At 69.5% G+C, this 23,062-nt stretch carries 23 protein-coding genes; 12 read left to right on the forward strand and 11 right to left on the reverse strand.

Annotated features, from left to right (window positions below):
* Positions 1 to 63 precede the first annotated feature (63 nt).
* Positions 64 to 486 (forward strand): metallopeptidase family protein, encoded by a 423-nt coding sequence (locus tag O5O54_RS15970; protein WP_279482821.1) that lies wholly within the window; start codon positions 64 to 66, stop codon positions 484 to 486.
* A gap of 10 nt (positions 487 to 496) precedes the next feature.
* The gene (locus O5O54_RS15975; protein WP_279482822.1) at positions 497 to 1,357 is read left to right on the forward strand and encodes an MOSC domain-containing protein; all 861 of its coding nucleotides are present in this window, start codon (positions 497 to 499) and stop codon (positions 1,355 to 1,357) included.
* Here the strand turns inward: O5O54_RS15975 and O5O54_RS15980 are convergent.
* The 3 genes from O5O54_RS15980 to O5O54_RS15990 are packed head-to-tail and all read right to left on the reverse strand — an operon-like array spanning position 1,354 to position 3,166.
* Positions 1,354 to 2,055: a TIGR02117 family protein gene (locus tag O5O54_RS15980; protein ID WP_279482823.1), complete on the reverse strand. Its 702-nt coding sequence runs from the start codon at positions 2,053 to 2,055 to the stop codon at positions 1,354 to 1,356. The genes O5O54_RS15975 and O5O54_RS15980 overlap by 4 nt on opposite strands.
* A gap of 8 nt (positions 2,056 to 2,063) precedes the next feature.
* Positions 2,064 to 2,270, reverse strand: coding sequence for a DUF1737 domain-containing protein (locus O5O54_RS15985; RefSeq protein ID WP_279482824.1), 207 nt, complete (start codon positions 2,268 to 2,270; stop codon positions 2,064 to 2,066).
* The gene (locus O5O54_RS15990; RefSeq protein WP_279482825.1) at positions 2,267 to 3,166 is read right to left on the reverse strand and encodes a CoA ester lyase; all 900 of its coding nucleotides are present in this window, start codon (positions 3,164 to 3,166) and stop codon (positions 2,267 to 2,269) included. Before O5O54_RS15990 ends, O5O54_RS15985 begins: the two co-directional genes overlap by 4 nt.
* A 117-nt stretch (positions 3,167 to 3,283) precedes the next feature.
* Between O5O54_RS15990 and leuD the strand changes: the two genes are divergently transcribed.
* Both leuD and leuB read left to right on the forward strand, forming a co-directional pair.
* Positions 3,284 to 3,889 (forward strand): 3-isopropylmalate dehydratase small subunit, encoded by a 606-nt coding sequence (leuD, locus tag O5O54_RS15995; RefSeq protein WP_279482826.1) that lies wholly within the window; start codon positions 3,284 to 3,286, stop codon positions 3,887 to 3,889.
* A 43-nt stretch (positions 3,890 to 3,932) separates the two neighbouring features.
* Positions 3,933 to 5,048 (forward strand): 3-isopropylmalate dehydrogenase, encoded by a 1,116-nt coding sequence (leuB, locus tag O5O54_RS16000; protein ID WP_279482827.1) that lies wholly within the window; start codon positions 3,933 to 3,935, stop codon positions 5,046 to 5,048.
* An 80-nt stretch (positions 5,049 to 5,128) separates the two neighbouring features.
* Here leuB and O5O54_RS16005 read toward each other — a convergent pair whose 3' ends face one another.
* Complete coding sequence (locus tag O5O54_RS16005) at positions 5,129 to 6,784, reverse strand: MFS transporter (protein ID WP_279482828.1); 1,656 nt, start codon at positions 6,782 to 6,784, stop codon at positions 5,129 to 5,131.
* Positions 6,785 to 7,032: 248 nt separating this feature from the next.
* Between O5O54_RS16005 and O5O54_RS16010 the strand changes: the two genes are divergently transcribed.
* The 4 genes from O5O54_RS16010 (at position 7,033) to O5O54_RS16025 (ending at position 10,407) form a co-directional block, all read left to right on the forward strand.
* Positions 7,033 to 7,158: a hypothetical protein gene (locus O5O54_RS16010; RefSeq protein WP_279482829.1), complete on the forward strand. Its 126-nt coding sequence runs from the start codon at positions 7,033 to 7,035 to the stop codon at positions 7,156 to 7,158.
* Positions 7,159 to 7,404: 246 nt separating this feature from the next.
* On the forward strand, positions 7,405 to 8,436 hold the full coding sequence (locus O5O54_RS16015; protein WP_279482939.1) for an aspartate-semialdehyde dehydrogenase: 1,032 nt from the start codon (positions 7,405 to 7,407) through the stop codon (positions 8,434 to 8,436).
* A 153-nt stretch (positions 8,437 to 8,589) separates the two neighbouring features.
* The gene (locus tag O5O54_RS16020) at positions 8,590 to 9,588 is read left to right on the forward strand and encodes an SDR family oxidoreductase (protein ID WP_279482830.1); all 999 of its coding nucleotides are present in this window, start codon (positions 8,590 to 8,592) and stop codon (positions 9,586 to 9,588) included.
* Between the two features lie 153 nt (positions 9,589 to 9,741).
* Positions 9,742 to 10,407 carry an OmpA family protein gene (locus O5O54_RS16025; RefSeq protein WP_279482831.1) on the forward strand — a complete coding sequence of 222 codons (666 nt, stop codon included), beginning with the start codon at positions 9,742 to 9,744 and terminating at the stop codon, positions 10,405 to 10,407.
* A 33-nt stretch (positions 10,408 to 10,440) separates the two neighbouring features.
* On the opposite strand, the gene O5O54_RS16030 is transcribed toward O5O54_RS16025, so the two are convergent.
* Positions 10,441 to 10,866 (reverse strand): helix-turn-helix domain-containing protein, encoded by a 426-nt coding sequence (locus tag O5O54_RS16030; protein WP_279482832.1) that lies wholly within the window; start codon positions 10,864 to 10,866, stop codon positions 10,441 to 10,443.
* A 79-nt stretch (positions 10,867 to 10,945) separates the two neighbouring features.
* Between O5O54_RS16030 and O5O54_RS16035 the strand changes: the two genes are divergently transcribed.
* Positions 10,946 to 11,800 (forward strand): SDR family oxidoreductase, encoded by an 855-nt coding sequence (locus O5O54_RS16035; RefSeq protein WP_279482833.1) that lies wholly within the window; start codon positions 10,946 to 10,948, stop codon positions 11,798 to 11,800.
* Positions 11,801 to 11,842: 42 nt separating this feature from the next.
* Here O5O54_RS16035 and O5O54_RS16040 read toward each other — a convergent pair whose 3' ends face one another.
* Complete coding sequence (locus O5O54_RS16040; RefSeq protein ID WP_279482834.1) at positions 11,843 to 13,060, reverse strand: MFS transporter; 1,218 nt, start codon at positions 13,058 to 13,060, stop codon at positions 11,843 to 11,845.
* Positions 13,061 to 13,308: 248 nt separating this feature from the next.
* Between O5O54_RS16040 and O5O54_RS16045 the strand changes: the two genes are divergently transcribed.
* The 3 genes from O5O54_RS16045 to O5O54_RS16055 all read left to right on the forward strand — a co-directional run bounded on the left by O5O54_RS16045 (position 13,309) and on the right by O5O54_RS16055 (position 18,322).
* Positions 13,309 to 13,836, forward strand: coding sequence for a MucR family transcriptional regulator (locus tag O5O54_RS16045; protein ID WP_279482835.1), 528 nt, complete (start codon positions 13,309 to 13,311; stop codon positions 13,834 to 13,836).
* Between the two features lie 184 nt (positions 13,837 to 14,020).
* Positions 14,021 to 15,190 (forward strand): efflux RND transporter periplasmic adaptor subunit, encoded by a 1,170-nt coding sequence (locus O5O54_RS16050; RefSeq protein ID WP_279482836.1) that lies wholly within the window; start codon positions 14,021 to 14,023, stop codon positions 15,188 to 15,190.
* A gap of 6 nt (positions 15,191 to 15,196) precedes the next feature.
* On the forward strand, positions 15,197 to 18,322 hold the full coding sequence (locus O5O54_RS16055; RefSeq protein WP_279482837.1) for an efflux RND transporter permease subunit: 3,126 nt from the start codon (positions 15,197 to 15,199) through the stop codon (positions 18,320 to 18,322).
* Between the two features lie 61 nt (positions 18,323 to 18,383).
* On the opposite strand, the gene O5O54_RS16060 is transcribed toward O5O54_RS16055, so the two are convergent.
* From O5O54_RS16060 to O5O54_RS16080, 5 genes are all read right to left on the reverse strand, one after another.
* Entirely contained in the window at positions 18,384 to 19,397 is a 1,014-nt protein-coding gene (locus O5O54_RS16060) for an ABC transporter permease (protein WP_279482838.1), read from the reverse strand.
* On the reverse strand, positions 19,394 to 20,980 hold the full coding sequence (locus tag O5O54_RS16065) for a sugar ABC transporter ATP-binding protein (RefSeq protein WP_279482839.1): 1,587 nt from the start codon (positions 20,978 to 20,980) through the stop codon (positions 19,394 to 19,396). The genes O5O54_RS16060 and O5O54_RS16065 overlap by 4 nt, the downstream gene beginning before the upstream one ends.
* Before the next feature lie 59 nt (positions 20,981 to 21,039).
* Complete coding sequence (locus tag O5O54_RS16070) at positions 21,040 to 21,990, reverse strand: substrate-binding domain-containing protein (protein WP_279482840.1); 951 nt, start codon at positions 21,988 to 21,990, stop codon at positions 21,040 to 21,042.
* Between the two features lie 156 nt (positions 21,991 to 22,146).
* Entirely contained in the window at positions 22,147 to 22,551 is a 405-nt protein-coding gene (locus O5O54_RS16075) for a YbaN family protein (protein WP_279482841.1), read from the reverse strand.
* A 31-nt stretch (positions 22,552 to 22,582) separates the two neighbouring features.
* The gene (locus tag O5O54_RS16080) at positions 22,583 to 22,978 is read right to left on the reverse strand and encodes a helix-turn-helix transcriptional regulator (RefSeq protein WP_279482842.1); all 396 of its coding nucleotides are present in this window, start codon (positions 22,976 to 22,978) and stop codon (positions 22,583 to 22,585) included.
* Positions 22,979 to 23,062: the final 84 nt, after the last annotated feature.

Below are 23,062 nucleotides of genomic sequence, written 5' to 3' on the forward strand. Positions count from 1 at the left end.
TTGCTTATTCCGGCCCTCGGCCTGATATGCGCAATCGGGCGCTGCGAGCGACGGAGGACGGCGATGGGGCAGATGGACCAGACGGGCGATTGGGGGCGCAGGCTGTCGCCCAGTCTCGCCGAGATCGAGGCGCTGGCGATCGAGGCCTATGCCGCCCTGCCGTCCGAATTCCGCGCCCTGTCGGGCGAAATCCGCTTTTACGTCGCCGACTTTCCCGAGGACGACGTCATCGAGGAGATGGGCCTGGAGAGCCCCTTCGATATTCTCGGCCTGTTCGAGGGGCGCGCGGTCGCGGCGCTCGGCACGCCCCAGACCGGCGAACTGCCCAACCGCATCCTCCTGTACCGCCGGCCCATCCTCGACTATTGGGCGGAGCACGAGGAAAGCCTCGGCACGCTGGTCGCCCATGTCCTGATCCACGAGATCGGCCACCATTTCGGCCTGTCGGACGAGGACATGGAAGCCCTGGAAGCGGCGACCGACTGAGGAAAGAACGATGCAGGTCTCGACGCTCTCCATCCATCCGGTCAAGGGCGGGCGCGCCCGCCACCCCGCAGCCGCCACGCTCGAGCCGATGGGCCTCGAGGGCGACCGGCGCTGGATGCTGGTGGACGAGGCCGGCCGCTTCGTCTCGCAGCGCGAACACCCTCCACTCGCCCTCCTCGACGCCGAGCCGGACGCCGATGGGCTGCACCTGTCCTTTCCCGGCGTCGGGGGCGTCGACGGCGGCGAGCGCTTCGTGCCTGTCCTCGAGGGCGACGAACGCCTCGCGGTCTCGGTCTGGAGCGACACGGTGGACGCGGCCCTGGCGGACGCCGCCACCAACGCCGCCCTGTCGCGCTGGCTGGGCCTCCCCCTCCGGCTCGTCCATTTCGACGACCGCTCCCGGCGTACCGTCTCGTGCGACTGGACGGCAGGGGACGCGCCGGTCGGCTTTGCCGACGGCTTCCCCCTTCTCGTCGCCACCACGGCTTCCCTGCGCGAGCTCAACCGGCGAATCGTCACGACCGGCGGCGAGGCGGTGCCGATGAGCCGCTTCCGGCCCAACCTCGTGGTGGACGGCGCCGAGCCCTTCGCCGAGGACGGCTGGGCCGCGATCTCCGTCGGCGACGTGGTGCTCGATCTCGTGAAGCCCTGCGCCCGCTGCGCGGTGACCACCGTCGATCAGGACGAGGGCCGGCGCATGGGCAAGGAGCCGCTCGCCACCCTCGGCCGCTTCCGCCGCTCCGGCGAGCCGAAGGCGCCGGGTGTCCTGTTCGGCTGGAACGCGGTGCCGCGTGCGCCGGGGCATTTGCGGGTCGGCGATCCCGTCCGCGTGGTCGAGACGCGCGAGGGCGGCTGGCCGCTCGCGGTCTAGCCCGTCGCCTTCGGCGCGTGCAGCGTCAGGCCCCAGAGCAAGGTCGGCGGCAGGGGCGACCACCATCCCGTCGGCAGGCCCGCCGCGCGCAGGGCTGCCGCCGTCCAAGTGTTGCAGCCGAGAAGGAGATTGAAGCGCCAGCGCGCCTCGTAGAAGCGGTCGAACGGGCCGTATGAGGCGCCTGGCAGGACGGCCGGCGTGCCGTCCGGTCCCCGCACGAAGCTCCGGCCCATGAAATCGAGGAGCGCGGCGAAGGCGGCGTCGGAGAGCTCCAGCCGCAGGATGCCGGCCTCCGTCCCGTCCACTCGGCCGCCCAGCGCGACGTGCAGTACCGAGCGGTCCACCGTCGCCGAGCGCCACACGGCGTCGAGGCCCAACCGGTCCCAGGTCGGCGTCTGCGTATAGAAGGTCCGCCCGCCCCAGCCGACCACGATCGTTCCCAGCGCGGGATGGCCGAGATCCAGCCCGTCGCGGGCGAGGAAGCCGAAGCGCTCCAGAACCGCCGGCGTCGCGGGCAAGAGGATATCCGTGTGGATCGGACTGGCCGCGAGATGGACGACGTTCAGCCCCGCCGTCCCGCCCGCCGGCGGAAAACCGGCGTCGGCCGGACGGGGCACGAGGATGCCGAGCACCATCAGGCCGAGGAGGACACAGACGAGCGCGACGACCCCGGCGGCGACTTGGCCGAACGGGCGCAAGGCCGCGCCTACTGCTCGCCGAGCTTCATGGACGGATCGTAGTCCACCCCGTGCACCACCTTGGTGATCGGCTGGGCGCACTTCATCACGCCCTCCTTGGCGTCGAAGGCATAGGCCGGGCTTCCGGCGAGTTCCCAGCCCTTGGACAGGGCGAGCGACACGCGGTGGCAGAAGGCCGAATCGTCCGGGCCGGTGATCAGGCGGTAGAGCTTCATGGATTCGATCCTTGTCGTGTCTGGATCAGGGCGGCACGGGCGAGAAGTGCCTCGGCCTGGGTCAGATGGAGGCGCTCCACCATGCGCCCGTCGAGGCGGATGACGCCGCGCCCCGCATGGACGGGATCGGCAAAGGCCACGACGATCGCGCGCGCCTGCGCGATCTCGGCCGCGGATGGCCCGAACGCGGCCTCGGCCGGCGCGATCTGCGCGGGGTGGATCAGCGTCTTGCCGCAGAAGCCGAAGCGGCGACCGGCGGCGCATTCCTCGGCAAAGCCCGGCGCGTCGGAGAGGTCGTTGAACACTCCGTCGAGGACGGGCACGCCGTGCGCATGGCCCGCCACCAGCACCGGTCCGATCCAGGGCGCGAGCTCCGGCCGGCCGGGCGAAAGCCGGAGCCCCGTCGCGAGCGCGAGATCGTTCGGCCCGATCACCAGCGCGCCGAGGGGGCGGCCGAGCGAGGCGCCCGCGATCCCGCCGACGCGCAGCACGCCCATCGGCGTCTCGATCATCGCCCAGAGCGCGAGGCCGGCGGGCGCGTCGCAATGCTGGAGCGCGACGTCGGCCTCTTCGAGATGGATCGGAGACTCGACCTTGGGCAGGAGGACGGCGTCAGCCCGCACGGCGCAGGCCATCAGGAGGTCTTCCGTGCCGGCCGGCGTCGCCAGCGGGTTGACGCGCACGACCCGAAGCGGATCGTGCGGACCGCGCTTGGGCAGAGCGGACAGGTGATCGCGCAGCCGCTCGCGCGCGCCCGCCTTCTCGCCCTCGGCCGCCGAATCCTCGAGGTCGAAGATCAAGGCGTCCGGGCGGAGGCCGGCCGACTTCTCCAGCGCGCGCGAATGGGCGGCCGGAACGAAGAGGGCGGATCGCAGGAGGGGCGTGGGCGTGGTCATGCCCTTCCCTGCCCGATCGCCCGTGCGCGTTCAAGCGCGGCCGACAAGGCTTTTGCGAGGGGAATGAAGGGTGTATCGAGACGCGAACAGCTTCACGACGAGGGAAGGACGGGTTCCATGCAGAAGTTCGACCACCTGACGGGCGTCGCCGCGCCGCTTCCGATCCTCAATGTCGACACCGACATGATCATCCCGAAGGACTACCTGAAGACGATCAAGCGCACAGGACTCGGGGTCGGCCTCTTCGCCAACCTGCGCTACAAGGAGGACGGCTCGGAGGACGAGAGCTTCGTCCTGAACAGGCCGGCCTACCGGAACGCGGAGATCCTCGTCGCGGGCGACAATTTCGGCTGCGGCTCCTCGCGCGAGCACGCCCCTTGGGCGCTTCTCGACTTCGGCATCCGCTGCGTGATCTCCACGTCCTTCGCCGACATCTTCTACAACAACTGCTTCAAGAACGGCATCCTGCCGATCCGCGTGAGCCAGGAGGAGCTCGACGCCCTGATGGGCGACGCCGGCAAGGGCGCCAACGCCAGGCTGACGGTGGACCTCGAAGCCCAGGAAATCCGCCGACCGGACGGCGGCGTGGTGCGCTTCGACATCGACCCGTTCCGCAAGCACTGCCTTCTCAACGGGCTCGACGACATCGGCCTGACGCTGGAGCAGGAGGGCGGCATCGCCTCGTTCGAGACCAAGCTCGCCTCGACGCGCCCCTGGGCCTGATCGCCTTCCAAGCCTTGAACGCATCCATCCGAAAGGACCGCCCATGACCACGCACAAGCTCCTGCTCCTGCCCGGCGACGGCATCGGACCGGAGGCCATGGCCGAGGTCGGCAAGATCGTGGCCGTCCTGAACCGGGCCGGCGGCGACCGGTTCGAGACGGAGGAGGCGCTGGTCGGGGGCGCCGCGATCGACGCGCATGGGCTTCCGATCGCCGACGCCGACATGGAGAAGGCGATCAAGGCGGACGCCGTGCTCTTCGGCGCCGTCGGCGGCCCGAAATGGGACGGCGTGCCTTACGAGATCCGCCCCGAGGCGGGCCTCCTGCGCCTGCGCAAGGACATGGCCCTCTTCGCCAACCTGCGCCCGGCCATCTGCTATCCCGCCCTCGCCGAGGCCTCGTCGCTCAAGCGCGAGCTGGTCGACGGCCTCGACATCCTGATCCTGCGCGAGCTGACGGGCGGCGTCTATTTCGGCGAGCCCAAGGAAATCGTCGACCTCGGGGAGGGCCAGAAGCGCGGCATCGACACGCAGGTCTACGAGACCTACGAGATCGAGCGCATCGCCCGCGCCGCCTTCGAGCTGGCCCGCACACGTCACGGCAAGGTCACCTCCATGGAAAAGCGCAACGTCATGAAGACGGGCGTCCTGTGGAACGAGGTGGTGACCCGCATCGGGCGCGACGAGTATCCCGACGTGCGGCTGGACCACATGCTGGCCGATGCCGGCGGCATGAAGCTCGTGCAGAACCCCAAGCAGTTCGACGTCATCGTGACCGACAACCTCTTCGGCGACATGCTGTCCGACATCGCGGCCATGCTCACCGGCTCGCTCGGCATGCTGCCCTCCGCATCGCTCGGCGCCCCGGACGCCGCGACGGGCAAGCGGCGCGCCCTCTACGAGCCGGTGCACGGCTCGGCACCCGACATCGCGGGCCAGGGCATCGCCAACCCGATCGCGATGATCGCCTCCTTCGCCATGATGCTGCGCTACTCCTTCACGCTGACTCGGCAAGCCGACGCGCTGGAAGGCGCCATCGCCGCCGTCCTCGAATCGGGCACGCGCACCGGCGACATCATGGCGCCGGGCTGCCGACAGGTCGGCACGGCCGAGATGGGCGACGCCGTCGCACGCGAATTCGAGGCACGCCTGTCGGCCTGAGCCGGCCGGCGACGGACGGTCCGAAACGAAAAAGGCCCCGGCATCGCTGCCGGGGCCTTTTTCCGTTCTCGGAACCCGCCTCAGTCGGCGAGGTCGACGTTCTTCTTCTCGCGCACGAAGAGGAGGCCGATCACGACCGTCAGCAGCGCGAAGAAGATCGGGTACCAGAGGCCGGCGAAGATATCGCCGGTGGAGGCCACGATCGCGAAGGACGTCGCCGGCAGGAGGCCGCCGAACCAGCCGTTGCCGATATGGTAGGGCAGCGACATGGCGGTGTAGCGGATGCGCGTCGGGAAGAACTCCACGAGGGCCGCCGCGATCGGGCCGTAGACCATTGTGACGTAGATCACCATGACGGTCAGGAGCGCGATCACGTGCAGCGCCTGCCCGTTGCCCAGCGCCGAGAAGAAGCCGTCGATCTTGACCTTGGCCGGGTCGGTCGCGGCGGGGTAGCCGGCGGCGACCATGGCCGGGCCGAGCGCCTCGGTGAAGCTCTTGGCATCGGTGAAGGCGATGGGCGCCCCGCCGTTGACCACGAGCTGCGTCGGCGTGCCGGCCGGCGCGTTCACCTGGGTGTAGCGGAAGGCCTGCTGCGACATGGTCCGGCGCATCACGTCGCAAGGCGTCGTGAAGGTGCGGATGCCGACCGGATCGAACAGCGAGCCGCAGGTGGCGGGATCGGCCACGACCTCGGCGCGCACGTTGGCGATGGCGCTGTAGTAGGTCGGGTTGGCAGCGGCCGTCAGCCCCTGGTAGATCGGGAAGTAGGTCGCCGCGGCGATCAGGCATCCGGCCAGGATCACCGGCTTGCGCCCGATCCGGTCCGACAGGGCGCCGAACACGAGGAAGAAGGGCGTGGCGATGATCAGCGCCCAGGCGATCAGGACGTTGGCCGTCAGAAGATCGATCTTCAGCACCGTCTGCAGGAAGAACAGCGCATAGAACTGGCCGGTGTACCAGACGACCGCCTGGCCGATCACGAGGCCGAACAGCGCGATCAGGACGATCTTGCCGTTCTTCCAGTTGCCGAAGGCCTCCGACAGCGGCGCCTTGGACTGGGTGCCCTCCTCCTTCATCTTCTGGAAGATCGGCGATTCATGCATCTGAAGGCGGATGTAGATCGAGATCAGAAGCAGGACGATCGACAGGAGGAAGGGAATGCGCCAGCCGCCCGTCAGCCCGAAGAACAGGGGCTGAGAGGTCTGGAACGCCTCCTCGCCGAGATTGATGCGCAGGGTCACGATCACGAACAGCGAGAGCAGGAGGCCCATCGTCGCCGTGGTCTGGATCCAAGCCGTGTAGAAGCCGCGACGGTTGCGCGGCGAATGCTCGGCCACGTAGACCACCGCACCGCCATACTCGCCGCCGAGCGCCAGGCCCTGCGCCATGCGCAGCGCGACGAGGATGATCGGGGCCGCCACGCCGATCTGGTCGTATCCCGGCAGGAGGCCGACCGCGAAGGTCGACAGGCCCATGATCAGGATGGTGAGGAGGAACGTGTACTTGCGGCCGACGAGGTCGCCCAGCCGTCCGAAGACGAGGGCGCCGAAAGGCCGCACCAGGAAGCCGGCCGCAAACGTCAGAAGCGCGAAGATCGCCTGCGTCGCGGGCGGGAACTGCGAGAAGAACTGCTTGCCGATGATCGCGGCCAGCGTTCCGTAGAGATAGAAGTCGTACCACTCGAACACGGTGCCGAGCGAGGAGGCGATGATCACCTTCCGCTCGCGTTTCGTCATGGGTTTGCGTTCGCTCGCCGGATCGGCGCTCGCTGGATAACTCGTCACGCAGTTGCCCTCCCAGGCCGCGTTGGTGCGGCGGCGCCTCTCAGGGCGCCTTGCGGAAACGTTACCCAAATTTGACGGAAAGGGAAGTTGCAAACTCGCTTCCGCCACAATCACAGGATCGTCAACACGATCGCACGCGATGGAACCCACCGGCCGGCGGCTGCATTCTTCTGGCAACTCAACGAATCCGGGAGCATCCCATGATCCGCAGCATTCTGAAGGCCTTGTTCGTCGGCTGGGTCACCAAGAAGGTCACGCAGCGCGCCGCCCGCAGCAGCGCCCAGCCTCGTCCGGTCGGAGGCGCCTATCCCGACCGCCGCATCTGATGCGGCGCGACGAGGCTCGATCCCGAGCGCGGCCGGTGCCTTCGGGCACCGGCCGTTTTCGTTCGAGCAAGGGAAGATTGCCGATTGACTTCGCCAAAACGGGAGCGCATGAGCGTTCCCCATGTCCGCGCTCACCTTCACCAAAACCACCATCATTATCTGACCCCCTCGTCCCGCTTGCCCCCGGGACGGGGCGACAAGAGCGTGACTTCAGGTTCTCGGGGCGAAGGACTGGCGGGTTTCAAGATGGGCTACAAGGTGGCTGTGGTCGGCGCGACGGGCAATGTCGGCCGCGAGATGCTCAATATCCTCGACGAGCGCGGCTTTCCGGCCGACGAAGTGGTGGCGCTGGCCTCGCGCCGCAGCCAGGGCACCGAGGTTTCCTTCGGCGACAAGACGCTGAAAGTTAAGGCGCTGGAGCTCTACGACTGGGCCGGCACCGACATCTGCCTCATGTCGGCCGGCGGCTCCGTCGCCAAGGAATGGGCCCCGAAGATCGCCGCGCAGGGGGTCGTCGTGATCGACAATTCCTCGGCCTTCCGCTACGACGCCGACGTTCCGCTCATCGTGCCGGAAGTCAATGCCGACGCGGTGGCCGGGTTCACCAAGCGCAACATCATCGCCAACCCGAACTGCTCCACCGCCCAGCTCGTCGTGGCGCTCAAGCCCCTGCACGAGAAGGCGACGATCAAGCGCGTCGTGGTGTCGACCTACCAGTCGGTCTCGGGCGCCGGCAAGGAAGGCATGGACGAGCTCTTCGAGCAGTCGAGAGCCGTCTTCGTCGCCGACCCGGTGACCGCCAAGAAGTTCACCAAGCGCATCGCCTTCAACGTCATTCCCCATATCGACGTCTTCATGGAAGACGGCTCGACCAAGGAGGAGTGGAAGGTCATGGTCGAGACCAAGAAGATGCTCGACCCGAAGATCAAGGTGACCTGCACCGCCGTGCGCGTGCCGGTCTTCATCGGCCACTCGGAATCGGTCAACATCGAGTTCGAGAACCCGATCACGGCCGACGAGGCGAGGGAGATCCTGCGCGAGGCGCCGGGCTGCCTCGTGATCGACAAGCAGGAGGACGGCGGCTACGTCACGCCGATCGACACCGCCGGCGAGGACGCGACCTATATCAGCCGCATCCGCGAGGACCAGACGCTGGAGAACGGCCTCAACATGTGGGTCGTCGCCGACAACCTGCGCAAGGGCGCCGCGCTCAACGCGATCCAGATCGCCGAGCTCCTCGTCAACCGCAAGCTGATCGGCCAGCGCCAGGCCGCCTGACGCCTGTCCGGACCGAAGACGCATCGAGGCCGGCTCCCGCAAGGAGGCCGGCCTTCTTCGTCGAGGGCGCGGGGTCCGCAGCCGGCCATGGTTTCCGCCGCGAACGGGTGCCCGGCCCCCGCGTTCGTCTCCCGATCCGAAGGGAGATGGAGCATGATCCGACATCGACGCCCGCTGGCCGGCCTGGTCGTGGTTCTGACCGGCGCAAGTTCGGGCATCGGCCGCGCCACCGCGCTGGAGGCCGCGCGCCGCGGCGCACGGCTGGCGCTTCTGGCACGCGGGGAGGAAGAACTCGCCAAGGTGCGCGCCGAGGTCGAGGCGCTGGGCACCGAGGCGATCGCCGTTCCCGTGGACGTGTCCGACGACGCGGCCCTCCATGGGGCGTCGGAAACCGTCGTCGGCCGGTTCGGGCGGTTCGACGCCTGGATCAACAATGCCGGCGTCGCCGCCTATGCCAACCTCACCGACCTGCCGCTGCCGGAGCACCGGCGCCTGTTCGAGACCAACTACTGGGGCACGGTCCACGGCTCGCTCGCCGCCGTCGCCCATTTCCGCTCGCGGCCCGGGCGGGGGCGGCTGGTGAATGTGGGATCGGTCAACAGCGACGTTCCGGTGCCGTATCTCAGTGCCTATTCCGCCACCAAGCATGCCGTGAAGGGCTTCACCGACGCGCTGCGCATGGAGCTTCTCGCGAGCGGCGACCGGATCACCGTGACGCTCGTCAAGCCTTCGGGCATCGCCAGCGCCCTGCCCCATCACGCGAAGAACCACCTCACCGCCGAGCCGCGCGTGATGCCGCCGCTCTACGCGCCCGAGCTGGTGGCCGACGCCATCCTCGACGCGCTCGCCCGCCCCGTGCGCGAGATCACTGTCGGCGCGCCCGGCGGCCTCCTGCGCGCCGCCATGAGCTGGGCGCCCAGCCTCACCGACCGGTTCATCGCGGCCGTCGTGCCGCCGATCACCCATTCGCGCCATCCGCTGACGCCGACCGACAATCTCGACCGGCCGACGCAGGGCGCCCGCATCCATTCGCCCTATACGCGCGGGCTGCCGGTCAGCCTCTATACCGCCCTCCAGCCGCACCGGGCGGCGCTCCGCACGGTCGGCCTCGGCCTCGGCGCGCTCTGGCTCCTGTCGCGCCGGCGGCGCTGAACCGACACGGCGCGACTTTTTTTGCGCTCGGCCCGCAAAAGGGCGCCGTCAGCCCCAATCCAGCCCCGACTGTTTTCTAGCCCCTTCCGAACGACCATCGAGGGCCTCCCGCCGCACGAGGAGCCCCGGACCATCGGAAGGCTGGATCTCGTCATGAAGAAGCTCGTTCTCGTCGCCGTCGCCTCGGCCGGTCTTTTGGCAGGCTGCACCACCGACCCGTATACCGGCGAGCAGAAGATCTCGAACACCGCGGGCGGTCTCGGCATCGGCGCCGGCGCCGGCGCGCTCGGCGGCTATCTCGTCGGCCGCGCCACCGGCTCCGACCCCGGCCGCGCCGCGCTGATCGGGGCCGGCATCGGCGCGATCGGCGGCGGCGGCATCGGCGTCTACATGGACCGCCAGGAGGCGGACCTGCGCGCCCAGCTCCAGGGCACCGGCGTCTCCGTCACCCGCCAGGGCGACCGGATCATCCTCAACATGCCCTCCAACATCACCTTCACGACCGACCAGGATCAGGTCCGCTCGGAGTTCTACCCGACGCTTCAGTCCGTCGCGATCGTGCTCAACAAGTACGACCAGTCGATCGTCGACGTCGCCGGCAACACCGACAATGTCGGCGGCGAAGGCTACAACTTCGCCCTGTCCCAGCGTCGCGCCCAGTCGGTCTCGCAGTTCCTCGCCAGCCAGGGCGTCAACCCGCGCCGCCTCAACACGCAAGGCTACGGCATGAGCCGGCCCATCGCCTCCAACGCGACGGAAGCCGGCCGCGCCCAGAACCGGCGCGTCGAGATCTCCATCTCGCCGCTGCAGGCGGGCTGACCCGGCCCGGCCGCCGGCCGCCGGCGCGCCCGCTCAACCGGGCGCGCCTCTCCCCGCCCCGCCGCCGCGCCGGGCCTCGTCCTGCGCGCGCACGATGGCGGGCAGGCTCTCCTCGACCCAGTCCGCGAGATCCTTCACGCGCCGCGCCGCCCCGGCCCCGAGATCGGTCAGCGAGTACTCGACATGCGGGGGCACCGTGTCGAAGGAGACCCGGCGCACCAGGCCGTCGCCTTCCAGCGCCTTCAGCGTCTGCGCCAGCATCCGCTCGCTCACCCCGTCGATCCGGCGGCGCAACTGGGCGAAGCGGAACGTGCCCTCCTCCAGAACGATCAGCACCAGGACGCCCCACTGGCTCGTGAGATGCCGCAGCACCGCGCGCGACGGGCAGGCCGACGCCAGCACGTCGCCGCGCCGCAGCCGGTCGGACAGGAGTTCGGGGGAGTTCGATTGCGAGACCATACGAACCTTTTTGTGCGTACTTATCTTTCGTAAGCTCTCAGTCTAAGTGTCGCGGATCGATCCAGCAAGGAGACCGGACGTGACCATTGCCATCACCGGGGCCACCGGCGCCCTCGGCCAGCTCATCCTCGCCTCGCTCGCCGCGCGCGATCCGTCCGCCGCGCCGGTCGCGCTGGCGCGATCGCCCGAACGGCTCGCGCAGACGGGCGTCGAGGCGCGCCGCTTCGACTACGACGACGAAGGCTCGCTCGCCCCGGCCCTTCGGGGCGTCGAGACGCTGATGCTCGTCTCCTCCAGCGAGGTCGGCAAGCGCGAGGCGCAGCACCGCGCGGTGATCGCGGCGGCACGCGAGGCGGGCGTCCGGCGCATCGTCTACACGAGCCTCCTCCATGCCGACCGCTCGCCCCTGTCGCTCGCCGGGGAGCACCTGGCGACCGAGGCCGCGCTGAAGGCGTCGGGCCTGCCGCACACGATCCTGCGCAACGGCTGGTACACGGAGAACTATACCGCCTCCGTGCCGCCCGCCGTGTCGCACGGCGCCTTCATCGGCAGCGCCGGCCAGGGTCGGATCGCCTCGGCCGCGCGCCGGGATTATGCCGAGGCGGCCGCCGCCGTGCTTGCCGAGAGCGGCCACGACAGCCGAACCTACGAGCTCGCGGGTGACGACGCCTATACGCTCGCCGATCTCGCCGCCGAACTGTCGCGCCAGTCGGGGCGCGAGATCCCCTATGTCGACATGCCGGAAGCCGACTACGCGGCCGCGCTCGCCGGCGCCGGCCTGCCCGCGTCCCTGGCGCAGGCCATCGCGAGCTACGACACCGGCGCTCGGCAGAACGCGCTGTTCGACGATGGCCGTGCCCTGTCGCGCCTCATCGGCCGGCCGACCACGCCGCTGTCGGCGAGCATCGCCGAGGCGCTGCGGCAGACGGGCTGAACGGGACCGTTCGGGGGATCGAGGCGGGGCGGCGCCCCGGCCTCACCCCCGCGACGCCCGCCCGTCCATCCGCCAGCTCACGGCCGCGACGCCGAGGGCGGCGAGCGCGAGGGCGGCGGAGGCGAGCGGCAGGGCGTCGTAGCCGAGGCCGGCCGAGATCATCATGGCGCCGACCCAGGCGCCGAAGGCGTTGCCGAGGTTGAAGGCGCTCTGGTTGATCGTGGAGGCAAGGTTGCGCGCGCCCTGCGAGGTCGCGACGATGCGCATCTGGATCGGCGAGGTGAGGCCGAAGACGACCATGCCCCAGAGGAGCATGAGGGCGACCATGGGCACGGGTCTGTCGGCAAAGACGTGGATGCCGGTGAGGATGGCGGCCATGGCGGCGAAGAGGCCTATGATGGAGGGCATGAGCTTCCAGTCGGCGAGCCGCGCGCCGAGGAGGTTGCCGATGGTCATGCCGGTGCCGAGCACGAAGAGGAGATAGGGGACGGTCGTCTCGGCAAGCCCCGTCACGCCGGTGAGGAGCGGCGCGATATAGGTGTAGAGGACAAAGAGCGCCGAGGAGGCGAGGACGCTCAGCGACATGGCCAGGAGCACGGGCGGGCGGACGAGCGCCCGCAGTTCCTCGGCAAAGCGCACGCCGGGCCGGGGCCGGCTGACGGGCACGAAGAGGTAGATCATCAGCGCCGTGACGGCGGCGAGCGCGGTGACGACCAGGAAGGCGGAGCGCCAGCCGAAGCTCTGGCCGATCACCGTGCCGAGCGGCACGCCGAAGACGTTGGCGAGCGTCATGCCGACGAAGAGCATGGAGATGGCCTGCGCCTCCTTGCCCGGCCGGGCGATCTCCGCGGCCAGCACCGCGCCGATGCCGAAGAAGGCGCCGTGGGCGAGCGCGGTGAAGAGGCGCGCGGCCATCAGCAGGCCGTAGGTCGGCGCGAGGGCGCAGGCGAGATTGCCGATGAAGAAGACGAGCGCCAGGAGGAACAGCGTGCGCCGGCGCTCCCAGCGGGAGGTGAGGACGGCGAGCAGCGGCGCGCCGAACACCACGCCGAGCGCATAGCCGGTGACGAGGAGGCCGGCCTGCGGAATGGAAACCTCGAGGTCGCTCGCCATGGTGGGCAGCAGGCCCATGATGCCGAACTCGCCCGCGCCGATGACGAAGGATCCGAGCGAGAGCGAGGCGAGGGCAAGACCGACGCGGGGCGTCCCCCGGTCCGTGAGGTCGGCCGGGCTGACGGCGGGGGCGGATGGCAGGGTCATGGATCAATCACTCGCGCGAATCAGCCGGAGGCTGACCACGAATCGCAGACCGGCACCATGGCGCGGCACGCATAGGAGGCATGCGGAGAAACTCTTGGCCGGGTATCGATGCGCCTGCGGCGTGCATATCCGCCCGTTGCAGCCAACAATCCGATCCTACAGAAATAACAACCGTCGATCGGATCATAATCGGGTAGACCAATATACGTTGCTACGTTATTTGTCCGTGAAAATTCGAGAGGATCGAAATGGACAACAGTAAGGACGTGTCGCGCCGACATCTGACCGCTCAGATCGTCAAGGCCTATGTCAGCAAGAATCACGTGACCCGGGACGATCTCGCGCCGTTGATCGGGATCGTCTACGCGTCGCTGGACTTCGACGCTGCCAAGGAGCCGGAAGCCGCGCCCGCCGCTCCTTTGGTCCCCGCCGTTCCCATCAAGAAGTCGGTCACGCCCGACTACTTGATCTGCCTGGAGGACGGAAAGCAGTTCAAGTCGCTGAAGCGCCATCTCAAGACCCATTACGACCTGACCCCCGAGGCCTATCGCCAGAAGTGGGGTCTGCCGGCCGACTACCCGATGGTCGCCGCCAACTACGCCGCCAAGCGCTCGGAGCTGGCCAAGAGCATCGGCCTCGGCCGCAAGGCGGCCCCCGAGGTCGAGCCGGAAGCGGAGATCGAGGAGGCACCCGCCCCGGCCGTCGAGACCGAGGCCCCGGAGAAGCCGGCCAAGCGCCGCCGCACCACCAAGAAGGCCGCCGCCGCGGCCGAGTAAGGTCCGGGCGGCCCGCCGGAAAGGCGGCGCCGGTCCTTGTCCATTCGAACGGCCGGCCTTCGGGCCGGCCGTTCGCGTTTCGTGCGGCGCGGCGATGCGACAACGCGCCCCGCGCACCTTGGGGGAACGATTGCCCGGTCCGGCGATTGCGACGAAACGCACTCGGCCGGAGACATCCCCTTCCATGAGACCGATTCCCACCGCGTTCGCCGTCCTGCTGATCGCGGCCGGGGGGCTCGGCGCCTCGTCCTATCTCTACGGTTGGCCCACCCCCTTGGCCGCGATCCTGCCCGGCGCCGCCGCCGAAGCCGGGGCCGACGAAGCGCGCGAGGAGCCGCCGACACCGGTGGTGCTGGCCGAGGCGACGCTCGCCGACATCGCCCTGACGCTGGAAGCGGTGGGCGACGCGGTGGCGCGCGAAAGCGTGACGGTGACGGCGCGCGTCTCGGGCCGCGTGCAGGAGATCGCCTTCACCGACGGGCAGGACGTGAACGAGGGCGACATCCTCGTGCGGCTCGATCCGGCCGACGCCGAGGATCAGGTCCGGGTCGCGGAAGCGGCGGCCGATGAGGCGCGCCAGGCCTTCGGCCGCGCCGCGCGACTGGCCGAGGATGGCACGGGGCCACGTGCGGTGGCCAACGACCTCCAGCGGCAGGCGGAGGCGGCGGAGGCGCAGGTCGCCTCGGCGCGCGAGCGGCTCGACGACTACAACATCCGCGCGCCCTTTGCGGGGCGCCTCGGCCTTCGCAACATCAGCCTCGGCGCGCTGATCCAGCCGGGCGGCGAGGTGGCGCTGCTCGACGCGGTGGATCCGATCGAGATTCGCTTCACCGTGCCGGAGCGCTATCTCGGCCAAGTGCGTATGGGCGCGCCGGTGGAGGCGGCCTCGGTCGCCTTTCCGGACGAGCGGTTCCGGGGCGAGGTGACGGCGATCGCGAGCCGGGTCGATCCGGCGCTGCGCACGGTGACGATCGAGGCGAGCGTTCCCAATGCCGACGAGAAGCTCCTGCCGGGCATGCTGATGAACGTGACGCTGGAGGTCGGCCAGCGCGAGGACGCGGTGACCGTGCCGCCGCTCGCCGTGCAGATCGAGGGCGCCGACCATTTCGTCTTCGCGGAGGACGACGGCAAGGCCGAGCGCGTCGCCGTGCGCGTCGGCCAGCGCGATCCCGACCGGCTGGAAATCGTGGAAGGGCTGGAGGCCGGGCGCCGCGTCGTGATCGAGGGCTTTCAGGACCTGACCTCCGGCCAGGCAATCGAGGTCAAGGACGCGCAGGAGGGCGAAACGCCCCCGGCCCGCGACGGCCCGCGGCCGGGCGAGGCGCAGGCCGCCGCGCCGGCCGCGCGGGGCTGAGCCGCGATGAAGCTCCTCGACACCGTCATCACCCGGCCGATCCTGGCCGCCTCCTTCAACCTCCTCCTGATCGCTGTCGGCATCGGCGCCGCCCTGTCCCTGCCGATCCGCGAGTTTCCCGACGTCGATCCACCGTCGGTGACCGTCAACACGATCTATCGGGGCGCGCAGGCCGAGGTGGTGGAGCGCGAGGTGACGCGCATCATCGAGGAGAACCTTTCGGGCATCGCCGGCATCCGGCAGATCCGCTCCACGACGCGCGACGAGAATTCCGACATCGACCTCGAATTCGTGGCGGGCACCGACATCGACGCGGCCGCCGCCGACGTTCGCGACAAGGTCTCGGCCGTGCGCAACGACCTGCCCGACCTCGTCGAGGAGCCGGTGATCGAGAAGGCCTCGGCCGACGACCAGCCGATGATGTATCTGACGGTGCGCTCGGACGAGTACGACACGGCGGCCCTCACCGACATCGTGGACCGCACGGTGGTGGACGCGATCGGCGCCGTGTCCGGCGTCTCCCAGGTACAGATCGGCGGCGAGAAGCGCTACGCCATGCGCATCTGGCTCGACCGGCGCGCCATGGCCGCGCGCGGCGTCACGGCCTCCGACGTGTCGGCCCGCCTGGAGGCGGAGAATGTCGAGCTGCCGGCGGGCGAACTGGAGACCGCCACCCAGGCCATCACCCTTCGGGCCGACACGCGCTTCTCCTCGGCCGAGGAGTTCCGCGAGCTGTCGCTGGTCGACCGGCAGGGCCAGCGCGTCCGGCTCGGCGACATCGCGACCGTCGAGGTCGGCGTCGAGGATCGCAATTCCGGCTTCCGGGTCGACGGGCAGGACGCCATCTCGCTCGGCATCGTGCGCCAGTCCAACGCCAACACGCTGGAGATCGCGCAAGGGGTGATCGAGGAACTGGACTCGGTGCGCGCCCAGATCCCCGATTCCGTCGAGATCGCGGTCGGCTACAACGAGGCCGTCTTCATCCGCGAGAACCTGAAGAACGTCGCCACCACGCTGATGCAGACGGTGGCCGTCATCGTGGTCGTGATCTTCGTCTTCCTCGGGTCGGTCCGCTCGACCGTCATCCCGGCCGCGACGATCCCGGCTTCGGTCATCCCGGCGGCGATCGTCGCCGTCGCCATGGGCTTCTCGCTGAACGCCCTCACCATTCTCGCCGTGATCCTGGCGATCAGCCTGTGCACCGACGACGCGGTCGTCATCATGGAGAACATTCGGCGCCGGCAGCAACAGGGCGAGCCGTTGCTGCTGGCCGCCGCCCGCGCGACGCGCCAGGTCGGATTCGCGGTCTTCGCCAGCGCCCTCGTCCTGATCGCCGTGATCCTGCCGCTCGCCTTTCTCGGCGGCAATGTCGGCCTCCTGTTCCGCGAGTTCGCCGTGGTGCTGGCGGCGATCGTCGCCTTCTCCACCACGGCGGCCCTCACGCTCGCGCCGATGCTGTCCTCCAAGCTCTTCAGCGGCCGGACCGAGCCGACGCGCATGGAGCGCTTCGTGGGGGCTAAGTTGGAGCGGCTTGGGCTCGCCTACAAGCGCGTGCTTGGTGCGGCGGTCCGCCATGTCTGGCTGACGCTTCTGGCCGGTCTCGCCTTTGCCGGCATCGGCATCTTCGCCTTCACGATCGTGCCGAGCGAACTCGCGCCCGACGAGGACCGCGGCGCCATCATCGTGCGCGCCGAAGGGCCGGAAGGCGCGTCCCCCGCCTACATGTCGGAGAAGATGCGCGCGCTGGAGGCCGTCGTGCGCGAGGCCAACGGCGAGGACGGTCCGATGCGCGCGATCCTCACCGTCCTGTCGCCCGGCCGATCGGGCCAGGGGCAGCCGACCGTCGGCATCCTAATCGTGCAGCTCAAGGACTGGGCCGAGCGGGAGGAAACGCAGATGGCGTTCCAGGAGCGGCTGCAGGACGCGCTCCCGGCGGTGACGGGCGTGCGCGCCTTCGCGATCAACCCGAACGGGCTCGGCCAGGGCGGCGGACGCCCGGTCTCCATGGTCGTGAAGGGGCCGGACCGCGCCGTCCTCGACGCGTGGTCGCAGGAAATCGTCGAGAAGGGCCGCTCGATCCCCGGCCTCATCAACCTCGATTCCGACTACGACGACACCAAGCCGCAGATCCGCGTATCGATGGACCGTTCGCGCGCCTCGGCGCTCGGCGTCGATGCGAGAGCCATCGGCGAGACGCTGCAGATCATGTTCGGCGAGGCGGAGATCACCCGCTATGTCGAGCGCGGCGAGGAATACGAGGTCATCCTCCAGGCGCGGAACGAGGACCGGCTGACGCCCGGCGACATCGACAACGTCTTCGTGCGCTCCGGCCAGGGCGAGCTGATCCCGCTCTCCAGCGTCGTGATCCGCGAGGAGGTCGGCACGGTGCGCGAGTTGGAACGGCTCGACCGCCAGCCCTCGATCACGATCGGCGCGAACCTCGCCCCCTCGCTGTCGCTCGGCGACGCGCTTTCGCAACTCGAGGAGATCGCGCGCGAGACGCAACCATCGGGGACCGAGATCGCCTATACCGGCCAGAGCCTCGACTTCCAGGAGACCGGCTCGGCCGTCCTCTTCATCCTCGCGATGATCCTGGTGCTGGTCTATCTCCTGCTCGCCGGCCAGTTCGAGAGCTTCGTCCACCCGTTCGTGATCCTGATGGCGGCGCCGGCCGCGCTCGCCGGCGGCATCCTGATCCTCTGGGCGATGGGCCAGACGCTCAACATCTACAGCCAGATCGCGATGCTGCTCCTGATCGGCCTCGTCGCCAAGAACGCGATCCTTCTGGTCGAATTCGCCAACCAGCTGCGCGAGGAGGGTGCCGAACCCTTCGAGGCGGCCGTCGAGGCGGCGGGCCAGCGGCTGCGCCCGATCCTGATGACGACGCTCGCCACCATCATCGGCGCCGTGCCGCTGCTTCTGGAGTCCGGCGCGGGCGCCGAAGCGCGCACGACGGTCGGCGCGGTGATCGCGGCCGGCACGACGCTCGGCACGTTCCTGACGCTCTTCGTGGTGCCGGCGCTCTACGTCCTCCTCTCGCGCTTCTCGCCCCCGCGCAACGCGCTGGAGGAGGAGCTCGAAAAGCTGGAGCGCGAGAACCCCACTGGGGCGCAGGCGCAGCCGGCGGAGTAGCGGTTTCCCGAATGTCGCATTGTGCGAGGGCAAAGCGTTTCCGCTTCGCCTGCAAACCGCTCTACCGCGCCCGCGCCTTCAGCCACCGGTCGAAGGCGACGGCGAGGATCAGGATCAGGCCGATCACCACCTGCTGGGTGTAGGACGAGACGTTGTTGAGGACGAGCCCGTTGACGAGGACGCCGATCAGCGCCGCCCCAATCACCGTGCCGCCGACCGTCCCGACACCGCCGAAGAGGCTGGTGCCGCCGATCACGACGGCCGAGATCACGGTCAGTTCGTAGCCGATGCCGGCCACGGCTTCCGCCGAGTTGAGCCGGGCCGCCAGCACGAAGGCGGCCAAGCCGCAGAAGAAGCCGACGATGAGATAGACCGAGACGAGGATCGCATCGACCTTGAGGCCCGACAGGCGCGCGGCCTCTGCATTGCCGCCGACGGCGTAGACGGCCCGCCCGTAGCGCGTGTAGCGCAGGACGACGTGACAGAGGACGGCCGCCACCGCGAAGATGATGACCGGCACCGGGACCGGTCCGACCAGCCCCGTGCCGAACCAGCGCATGGAGGCGTCGAAGCCCGAGATCGGCCCGCCGTTGGAGAGCGTCAGCGTCAGCCCCCGGAAGATCGTGAGGCCCCCAAGCGTGACGACGAAGGGCGGGACCTTCAGCCGGGTGATCGCCAGGCCCTGGACCGCGCCGCACAGCGTGCCGACGGCCAGCGCCGCGAGCAGCGCGGCGAACCAGCCGTAGCCGCCCGCCGCCGCCCCGCCGAGCGACAGGGTGTTCGCCGCCCCGCCCTTGAAGACGATCGCCGCCACCATGCCCGACAGCGCCACCAGCGAGCCGACCGACAGGTCGATGCCCGCCGTCAGGATCACGAAGGTCATGCCGAGCGCGATCAGCCCGGTGATCGAGATCTGGCGCAGGACGTTGAAGAGGTTGGTCGGGTTCAGGAAGTTCGGGTTTATAAGAGCGAAGACCACCATCAGCACGAGGAGAAACAGCAGCGGCCCGAAGGTCTTCAGCACCCGGAACACATTGACCTTCCGCCGGCCATCCGTCTGGTCGATCGCGGTCATGCCCGAGCCTCCGTCGCATTGCCGAGCGCCATCAGCGCCATCAGGGATTCTTCGCTGGCGGCCGAGCCCGGCATCTCGCCGGTGATGCGGCCCTCGCGCATGGTGACGATCCGGTCGCTGACGGCGAGGATTTCCGGCAGTTCGGACGAGATGACGAGAACGGCGATGCCGCGCGCGGCCAGTCCCACCAGGATCTGGTGCACCTCGGCCTTCGCCCCGACGTCGACCCCGCGCGTCGGCTCGTCCACGATCAGAACCTTGGGGTCGCGCGCCAGCCAACGGGCCAGAATCACCTTCTGCTGGTTGCCGCCCGAGAGGCCGGAAATGAGCTGATCCGGCCCCGCCATGCGGATGTTGAGCATCTTGCGATAGGCTGCGAGGTCCCCCCGCTCGCGCCCCTCGGCCATGAAGCCGCCGGCCCGCGCATAGGCCTTCAGCGAGGCGATGGAGAAGTTCTGGAGGATGCCGAGGGCGGGAAAGATCGCCTGATGCTTGCGATCCTCCGGCACGAGGCCGATCCCGAGCGCGATCGCCTCGGCGGGCGAAGCCGGGGCGATGGGCTGGCCGTCGAGGGTCAGAGTGCCGCCCGCGATCCGGTCGGCGCCGAAGATCGCGCGGGCGAGTTCCGTCCGGCCCGATCCGACGAGCCCGGCGATCCCGAGGATCTCGCCGGCCTTCAGATCGAGATCGACGCCCTTCAGCACGATCGCGTGCGGCGCCTCCGGGTTGCGCAGGGTGCGAAGCCCGCGGACCGACAGGCGGACAGGCCCGGGCGCCTGGCGCTCGGCCGGGCGGGCGTAGAGTTCGGACGCCGCGCGCCCGACCATGCGCTCGATCACGGCCGGCACGGGAATGGGAGATGCGCCGCGGGTCAGTTCGCCGGCCAGCCGCCCGTCGCGAAGCACCGTCATCCGGTCGCAGACCTCCGAGGCCTCCTCCAGCCGGTGCGTGACGAACATGATCGACACGCCCTCGCCCCGCAGCTGGCGCATGATGGCGAGAAGCCGGACCACCTCGGCCTCCGACAGGGCGGAGGTCGGCTCGTCCATGATGATGACGCGCGAGCGAAGAGAGAGCGCGCGGGCGATCTCGACCATCTGCTGCTCTGCGACCGACAGGGCCGAAACGGGCGTGCGCACGTCGAGCCGGAGGCCGACGCGGGCGATCGCCGCCGCGGCGGCCTCGCGCATTGCCCGCCAGTCGACGAGATGGAAGCGGTTCACCGGCGCCCGCCCGACGAAGATGGTCTCGGCCACAGACAGGGGCGGGATCAGCGACAGCTCCTGGTAGATGGTCACGATGCCGGCCCGCATCGCCTCGTCCGGGTTGGCGAAGGCGACCGGCCGACCGTCGAGGAGAATCTGCCCGCGCGAGGGCGGCTGGACGCCCGACAGGATCTTCAGGAGCGTCGACTTGCCGGCGCCGTTCTCGCCCATCAGGCCGAGGATCTCGCCGGAATGGAGGCGCAAGGACACGTCGTCGAGCGCACGCACCCCCGAGAAGTCCTTGGAGATGCCGCGCATCTCGAGGATAGGGGCTGTGCCGGCCGACGGGATCGGGGCGGAGGCGGAGGGTGCGGTCATGGGCAGGGCGGGTCGCGCGCCCGGCCGGAACGAGGGCCGGCCGGGCGGGGGGTCCGTCGTCAGCCGGCTTCGCCGAGGCGCTCGGACTTGTCGAGATTGTCCTTGCCGATCACGATCGGCGTCAGGAGAACCTGGGCCTCGGCGGGCTTCGTCCCGTTGCGGGCGAAGTCCACCGCGATGCGCACCGCCGTGCGGGACTGCTCGCCCGGGAACTGCTCCACCGTGCCCGCCAGCTTGCCGTCGCGCACGGCGGCCAGGGCTTCGGGCAGCGCGTCGAAGCCGTAGATCAGGACATCCGTGTGGCCGGCCGCCTCGCAGGCCTCCATGGCGCCCAGCGCCATGTCGTCGTTGGCACAGACGATGACGTCGGGCTTGCCGTGGGCGGTGAGTCCGGCTTCGGTCACCGACAGGGCCTCGGCTCTCGCGAAGTTGGCCGTCTGCTCGAAGACGATCTGGTACTTGTCCTTGCCGTCGAGCACGGCATGCACGCCCTTGTTGCGGTCGATCGCGGGGCCTGCGCCCGGCTGTCCCTGGAGGTGGAAGATCTTGGCGCCGTCGGGCCGGGCCGCGATGATCGCGTTGGCCTGCGCCTCGCCGCCCTTGGCGTTGTCGGCGCCGACATGGGCGAGGATGCCCTCCACCCCGTCGACGCGCCGGTCGATCGTCACCACCGGAATGCCGGCCTGCACCGCCTGCTCGACGGCCGGAGCCAGCGAGTTCACGTCCAGCGGCGAGATGACGATGGCGTCGACCTTCTGCACCACGGCCGCCTCGACGTCGCCCGTTTGCTTGGGCGCCGAGTTCTGGCCGTCGCTCTCGATCAGCGTGATGCCGCCGATCTCCTGCGCCTCGGCCTTGATCTGGTTGAGCATGTGGACGAAGAACGGAAAGCTGAGGCTCGGCACGGAGCCGAGAAGGGTCAGCGGAGCGTTCTGCGCGAAGACCTTGCCGGCGGAGAGGGCGACCACGCCCATCGCAGCCGACGACAACAGGAACGAGCGCCTGTTCATGATGTGATTCCTCCCAGGTTCCGCCGTCGCCCCCCGCTCTGCGGCAGGTTGGTCCGAGGCCGATCCACGGTATCACGGGTGTTCCAACGCGCAAGACGAGTGACGGTCAGGTTCACCCAGAAATTCGCATCGCCGCGCAGGAATGGGCAGCGCGTCTCAGCGCGAGGGGCGCGTGAAGAGATAGGTCGAGACGCAGAGGAGGATTGCCCCGACGCCGGCGACGACCGGAACCGGAGCCCCGGAAACGGCGAGGATCGCAAGGCTCGCCGCCATGGAGGCCCCGGCAAGACACTTGGCGCGCAAGGGGACGACACGCCGCTCGCGCCAGTTGGCGAGAAGCGGTCCGAGGCGTGGATGGGTCTCGATGCGCGCCGCGAGTTCCGGCGACCCGCGCGCCGCAGCCCATGCCGCGAGCAGCAGAAAGGGTGTTGCGGGGAGGCCGGGCAGGACCACGCCGGCCAGCGCCAGGACGAGAGCGACGGACGCCAGCACCCGGAAGGCGAAGCGGCGCAGCCGCCCGCCTGCGACCGTCCCGCCGGGCTCGGAGGGCGAAGCGATCATCGGGCGCGGCCGGCCGGGCGCGCGGTGCGTCTCAGGACGCGGTGTCGGAGGAGGCGGAGGACGGACGCTCCGGCGGAAAATCGACGTCGAGCACGTCGATCAGGCCCTTGAGATGCCGCCGGATTTCGGGGTTGCCGATCCGGTCGAGCGCGGCCGAAAGCGCCGGGTCCTCGCTGGCGCGGCCCATGATTCCGTCGGACTCGCTGCCGAGGCCCCGAAAGAAGTAGGCCGGTTCGACCTTCAGGAGCTTGGACAACTGGTAGAGGCGACTCGCACTCAGGCGATTTTCGCCGCTCTCGTATTTCCGGATCTGCTGGTAGGTAAGCCCCAGATCCCGGCCGACCTGCCCCAGGGTCATGTGACGGGCTTCGCGAGCGCCCCGGAGGCGGCTTCCAATATGGACGTCGACGGGATCTTTGTTCGTCACCGGAAACTCTTCGCACGCAAAAGTTGTCGGGGCGCCGCGACCGGGACCCGTCCCATTCCGGCGAAACTCGTCTCGTTGAATGTC

This window comes from Aureimonas sp. SK2, assembly GCF_029813115.1.
Taxonomy (GTDB): Bacteria; Pseudomonadota; Alphaproteobacteria; order Rhizobiales; family Rhizobiaceae; genus Aureimonas.

What these genes read in the sequence shown, in the direction of transcription:
- O5O54_RS15970 (WP_279482821.1), top strand. Translation starts at nt 64, where the DNA reads ATGGGGCAGATGGACCAGACGGGCGATTGGGGGCGCAGGCTGTCGCCC.
- O5O54_RS15975 (WP_279482822.1), top strand. Translation starts at nt 497, where the DNA reads ATGCAGGTCTCGACGCTCTCCATCCATCCGGTCAAGGGCGGGCGCGCC.
- O5O54_RS15985 (WP_279482824.1), bottom strand. Translation starts at nt 2,270, where the DNA reads ATGAAGCTCTACCGCCTGATCACCGGCCCGGACGATTCGGCCTTCTGC.
- O5O54_RS15990 (WP_279482825.1), bottom strand. Translation starts at nt 3,166, where the DNA reads ATGACCACGCCCACGCCCCTCCTGCGATCCGCCCTCTTCGTTCCGGCC.
- leuD (WP_279482826.1), top strand. Translation starts at nt 3,284, where the DNA reads ATGCAGAAGTTCGACCACCTGACGGGCGTCGCCGCGCCGCTTCCGATC.
- leuB (WP_279482827.1), top strand. Translation starts at nt 3,933, where the DNA reads ATGACCACGCACAAGCTCCTGCTCCTGCCCGGCGACGGCATCGGACCG.
- O5O54_RS16005 (WP_279482828.1), bottom strand. Translation starts at nt 6,784, where the DNA reads ATGACGAAACGCGAGCGGAAGGTGATCATCGCCTCCTCGCTCGGCACC.
- O5O54_RS16010 (WP_279482829.1), top strand. Translation starts at nt 7,033, where the DNA reads ATGATCCGCAGCATTCTGAAGGCCTTGTTCGTCGGCTGGGTCACCAAG.
- O5O54_RS16015 (WP_279482939.1), top strand. Translation starts at nt 7,405, where the DNA reads ATGGGCTACAAGGTGGCTGTGGTCGGCGCGACGGGCAATGTCGGCCGC.
- O5O54_RS16020 (WP_279482830.1), top strand. Translation starts at nt 8,590, where the DNA reads ATGATCCGACATCGACGCCCGCTGGCCGGCCTGGTCGTGGTTCTGACC.
- O5O54_RS16025 (WP_279482831.1), top strand. Translation starts at nt 9,742, where the DNA reads ATGAAGAAGCTCGTTCTCGTCGCCGTCGCCTCGGCCGGTCTTTTGGCA.
- O5O54_RS16030 (WP_279482832.1), bottom strand. Translation starts at nt 10,866, where the DNA reads ATGGTCTCGCAATCGAACTCCCCCGAACTCCTGTCCGACCGGCTGCGG.
- O5O54_RS16040 (WP_279482834.1), bottom strand. Translation starts at nt 13,060, where the DNA reads ATGACCCTGCCATCCGCCCCCGCCGTCAGCCCGGCCGACCTCACGGAC.
- O5O54_RS16045 (WP_279482835.1), top strand. Translation starts at nt 13,309, where the DNA reads ATGGACAACAGTAAGGACGTGTCGCGCCGACATCTGACCGCTCAGATC.
- O5O54_RS16050 (WP_279482836.1), top strand. Translation starts at nt 14,021, where the DNA reads ATGAGACCGATTCCCACCGCGTTCGCCGTCCTGCTGATCGCGGCCGGG.
- O5O54_RS16055 (WP_279482837.1), top strand. Translation starts at nt 15,197, where the DNA reads ATGAAGCTCCTCGACACCGTCATCACCCGGCCGATCCTGGCCGCCTCC.
- O5O54_RS16060 (WP_279482838.1), bottom strand. Translation starts at nt 19,397, where the DNA reads ATGACCGCGATCGACCAGACGGATGGCCGGCGGAAGGTCAATGTGTTC.
- O5O54_RS16065 (WP_279482839.1), bottom strand. Translation starts at nt 20,980, where the DNA reads ATGACCGCACCCTCCGCCTCCGCCCCGATCCCGTCGGCCGGCACAGCC.
- O5O54_RS16070 (WP_279482840.1), bottom strand. Translation starts at nt 21,990, where the DNA reads ATGAACAGGCGCTCGTTCCTGTTGTCGTCGGCTGCGATGGGCGTGGTC.
- O5O54_RS16075 (WP_279482841.1), bottom strand. Translation starts at nt 22,551, where the DNA reads ATGATCGCTTCGCCCTCCGAGCCCGGCGGGACGGTCGCAGGCGGGCGG.